Genomic DNA, 3,752 nt, shown 5'->3' with positions numbered 1-3,752 from the left:
TGCGGGAATGGGATCTGGAACCACAGCGAACATCGAACACCCTCCGTGCCGTTGTTGCGAACCGTGGCGCCGGTCGTGCTCGACCCTTCTGCCGGTCGAGCACGCCCGACGCTGCAGGGGAATCAATCCGGTGCGTTGAACCGCGCGCGCACCTCGGCGGTCACCGCAGGCATGGCCACGAAGCGAGGCTGCGCGCGCACCCGCTGCAACCAGGCCCGCACCTGCGGGAATGCATCCAGCGCGATGCCACCGTCGGCGGCGACATCGGAATAGGCGAACAGGGCGATATCGGCGATACCGTAGTCGGCGCCGGTGAACCACTGCGCCTGCTGCAGATGCTGTTCCATCACCGCCAGCGCGCTGGCAGCGCGCTCATGCAGGCGCGGCAGTTCAGCACGGCGTGGTGAGTCGGAAGGTGTCCAACCGCGGATGAAGCGTGCCACCGCCACGCAGGGCTCGTGCGTGTACTGCTCGAAGAACATCCAGCTCAATGCCTGCGCACGCTGCCAACCGTCGGCCGGAAGGTACGGCGTGCCCTCGGCCAGCCAGAACAGGATCGCATTGGATTCGGTCAGCACGCGGCCGTCGTCGCGCACGATCAACGGCACCTTGGCATTGGGGTTGAGAGCGAGAAATTCCGCGCTATGGGTCTGGCCGTGGGCACTGTCCACTTCCACCCAGCGGTAACGGCTGCCAAGCTGTTCCAGCAGCAGTCGCACCTTGTGGCAGTTACCCGAGACCGACATGCCATGCACCGTCAACGGAATGCGTTCTTCCACCATTGCCTGCTCCAGGGAGATCCCGGCCTGCAGCCGGCTGCCCGCAGTCTGGCAAGCAGCCTGGCGATTGCCAAGCGCGGGTGCAGCATGGCGGGCGATGCATCCTGTAGATTCCGAGCCCATGCTCGGCTGCATTTGGCGAGCAGCAGCCGAGCATGGGCTCGGCTCTACAACGGCGAACGGCGCTGTTGCCACTGCTCGCGCGATTGCCCCCAGATTTCCAACGGCTTGCCTTCATACGGCGGTGGCAACTGCCCCATGCGCAGCAGCGTGCTGCCCAGCTTGCGCGCAACCACTTTCGAGTTCTCGTTGTCTTCGGCGATGGTGTGGATCACCTCGTCCCAGCCCAGCGCATCGAACGCCCAATCGATGGCGGCGATCGCCGCCTCCGGTGCGTAGCCCTTGCCCCAGCTGGCACGGCGGATGCTCCAGCCGACCTCGGTACCGGGCCAGTCCTGCGGCTGCCACGGTCCCATGCGACCGATCCATTCACCGCTGGATTTCTCGATCACGCTGAACATCGAGAAGCCGAACAGCTGCCACGCCCCGGCCAGGCTGCAGAAGCCGCGCCATGCCACCGAGGGTGTCTGCACGCCACCCAGCATGCGCATCACCTCTTCGTCAGCACAGAACGCCAGATAAGGCGCGTAGTCCTGCCGCTGCGGCGGACGCAGGATCAGGCGTTCGGTTTCGATGCGCAGGTCGAAGATGCTCATGGGGTCATGGTAGATCCACGGCACGCGTGGATGAACCCCATCCCTGCAAAAAAAACAGGCCAGCAGAGGCTGGCCTGTTCGATGCAGCGTTGTAGTTGGGGCTTACTGGCGGTTGGCCGTCGAATCCGCAGCGGCGGCGGTCTGGGTGACCAGCTGCCCATCCACGACCGGCAGGCGATCGCTGGCCGGCTTGTTGTCCAGACGCACGGTCTTCTCTGCACCGTCGTAGCGGTAGGTCACGTTGTAGCCCTTGACCACATCGCTGGTGCCCATGGCAATGCGGTTGCCCGGCTTGCTGCCCATGCGCATGGTGCCGGTGGTGCCGTCTTCATTGCGGTAGGTCACGTTGTAGCCGGTGACACGGCTCGACTCGGAGGTTGCCGTTTCGGTGTGGCACTGGCGCTCGGTGCGGTTGACCACGCGGCCACCCACATGGCGCTTGTCCACCTGGTTGCCGATGAAGCCACCGGCCACGGCACCTGCGGCAGTTGCAGCCTTCTTGCCGTTGCCGCCGCCCACCTGGTTGCCCAGCAGGCCACCGACCACGGCACCGACCACGGTGCCACCGACGTTGCCATCACGCTCGGGCAGGCGCTCCTGCACCACCACGTCCTGACAGACCTCATGCGGGGTCTGGGTAGTGGACGTCTCGCGTACCGGATCGGTGCCGATCACGGTGGCATAGGCCTTCTGCTTCTCGGTGATCGGATCGACCTTCAGCACATCGGCGTATTCCAGGCCGCGCGGCGCACTTGCATCCACGGCGTCGCCACGCGCGCCATCGTCGGTGGCATTGCCATCGACCAGACGCGATTCACTCGGGTTTCCGGCGCTCAGCTGCTCAGGCGACTTGTCGCCACTCTTCATGAAGGCGGCGGTTGCGATACCACCGACCAGCAGCGCGCCCGCTGCGACCAGGACAGTTGTAGTTGTGCTTTTCATGACCTGCTCCTTGCGGACCGTCCGCAACGTTCTCAGGCCAGATTGCAGCATGCGGTGCCTGAACGGAATCTCCACATTTCCTGCTCACCGCCGTAACCCATTCAGCATGGGGAAATGCTGGGCCCGTGGTAGCGTTTGCACATTCCCCCCAGGAGGACCCCGTGATGGCCAACCCGATGCTGCTGCCGGTCCTGCAATGGGCGCGCCGGCTGCGCTACCCCACCCTGTTCAAGCTGACCGCCGGCCTGTTCGCGCTGACCCTGTTCATCCCCGACCCGATTCCGTTCGTCGACGAACTGATGCTGGGCCTGGGCACCCTGTTGCTGGCGAACTGGAAGAGCCGCAGCGCAACCACGCCACCGCCGCTGGAGCAGCGTTGAACCTGCTGGTCGACAGCCACTGCCATCTGGATGCCAGCGAATTCGATGGTGACCGCGAGGCGGTCATCGACCGCGCACGCGCTGCCGGCGTGCAGTGGCAGGTGGTTCCGGCCGTCACTGCGGCCAGCTGGCCGAAGCTGCGCGAGGTCTGCCAGCAGGCGACGGGGCTCTACCCCGCCTATGGCCTGCACCCGATGTTCCTGGACCAGCATCGGCCTGAACACCTGCCGCAACTGCGTGCGTGGATCGAGCAGGAGCGACCCTGCGCGATCGGCGAATGCGGGCTGGATTTCTTCGTCGAGGGCCTGGATGCCGAGGCCCAGCAGGCGTATTTCCTCGGCCAGCTGACGCTGGCACGCGAGTTCGATCTGCCGGTGATCGTGCACGCCCGCCGTGCAGTGGATGCGGTGATCGCGGCGATCCGCCGCATCGGTGGCCTGCGCGGGGTGGTGCACAGCTTTTCCGGCAGCCTGGAACAGGCCGCGCAACTGCACAAGCTGGGATTCCTGCTCGGCCTGGGCGGACCACTGACCTACGAGCGCGCGCAGCGCCTGCAACGGCTTGTCCGCGAGATGCCACTGCAGCAATTGCTGCTGGAGACCGATGCGCCGGACCAGCCCGACGCAGGTATCCGAGGCCAGCGCAACGAGCCGGCGCGGCTGGCGGTCATCGCCCGCCACATCGCCGCGCTGCGCGGAATGGACATTGAAGACGTGGCGCGGGCCACCACGGACAACGCGCGGCGGCTGTTCAGCCTGCCCGCACCGTAACGGTAGTGCCGGCCGCTGGCCGGCAACCCCGGAACGCTTGAATCAGCGCAGATGCCGGCCAGCGGCCGGCACTACCCGATCACACCCCAGCCTCTGCCTCGTCGGCTTCGGCCTTCACCTTCTTCGGCTCCAGCAGCATTTCCAGCGCCTTGCCCACCGCCGCGA

The 3,752-nt window shown here is 66.0% G+C and carries 5 protein-coding genes; 2 read left to right on the top strand and 3 right to left on the bottom strand.

Annotation, left to right across the window (positions count from 1 at the left end):
• Nucleotides 1–122 precede the first annotated feature (122 nt).
• The 3 genes from DBR20_RS06900 to DBR20_RS06890 form a co-directional block, all read right to left on the bottom strand.
• On the bottom strand, nt 123–782 hold the full coding sequence (locus DBR20_RS06900) for a glutathione S-transferase family protein (RefSeq protein ID WP_100552987.1): 660 nt from the start codon (nt 780–782) through the stop codon (nt 123–125).
• Nucleotides 783–946: 164 nt separating this feature from the next.
• On the bottom strand, nt 947–1,495 hold the full coding sequence (locus DBR20_RS06895) for a GNAT family N-acetyltransferase (RefSeq protein ID WP_108265667.1): 549 nt from the start codon (nt 1,493–1,495) through the stop codon (nt 947–949).
• A 102-nt stretch (nt 1,496–1,597) separates the two neighbouring features.
• Complete coding sequence (locus DBR20_RS06890; protein WP_108265666.1) at nt 1,598–2,437, bottom strand: glycine zipper 2TM domain-containing protein; 840 nt, start codon at nt 2,435–2,437, stop codon at nt 1,598–1,600.
• A 164-nt stretch (nt 2,438–2,601) separates the two neighbouring features.
• Here DBR20_RS06890 and DBR20_RS06885 point away from each other — a divergent pair, with 164 nt between their 5' ends.
• The gene (locus tag DBR20_RS06885) at nt 2,602–2,817 is read left to right on the top strand and encodes a DUF6116 family protein (protein ID WP_100460497.1); all 216 of its coding nucleotides are present in this window, start codon (nt 2,602–2,604) and stop codon (nt 2,815–2,817) included.
• Nucleotides 2,814–3,587, top strand: a complete 774-nt coding sequence (locus DBR20_RS06880; protein WP_108265665.1) for a TatD family hydrolase — start codon at nt 2,814–2,816, stop codon at nt 3,585–3,587. Before DBR20_RS06885 ends, DBR20_RS06880 begins: the two co-directional genes overlap by 4 nt.
• Nucleotides 3,588–3,752 lie beyond the last annotated feature (165 nt).

It is taken from the genome of Stenotrophomonas sp. HMWF023 (assembly GCF_003060985.1).
Taxonomy (GTDB): Bacteria; Pseudomonadota; Gammaproteobacteria; order Xanthomonadales; family Xanthomonadaceae; genus Stenotrophomonas; species Stenotrophomonas lactitubi.
The sequence above is the reverse complement of the archived record's forward strand: the minus strand, read 5'-3'. Positions and strand labels throughout refer to the sequence as shown.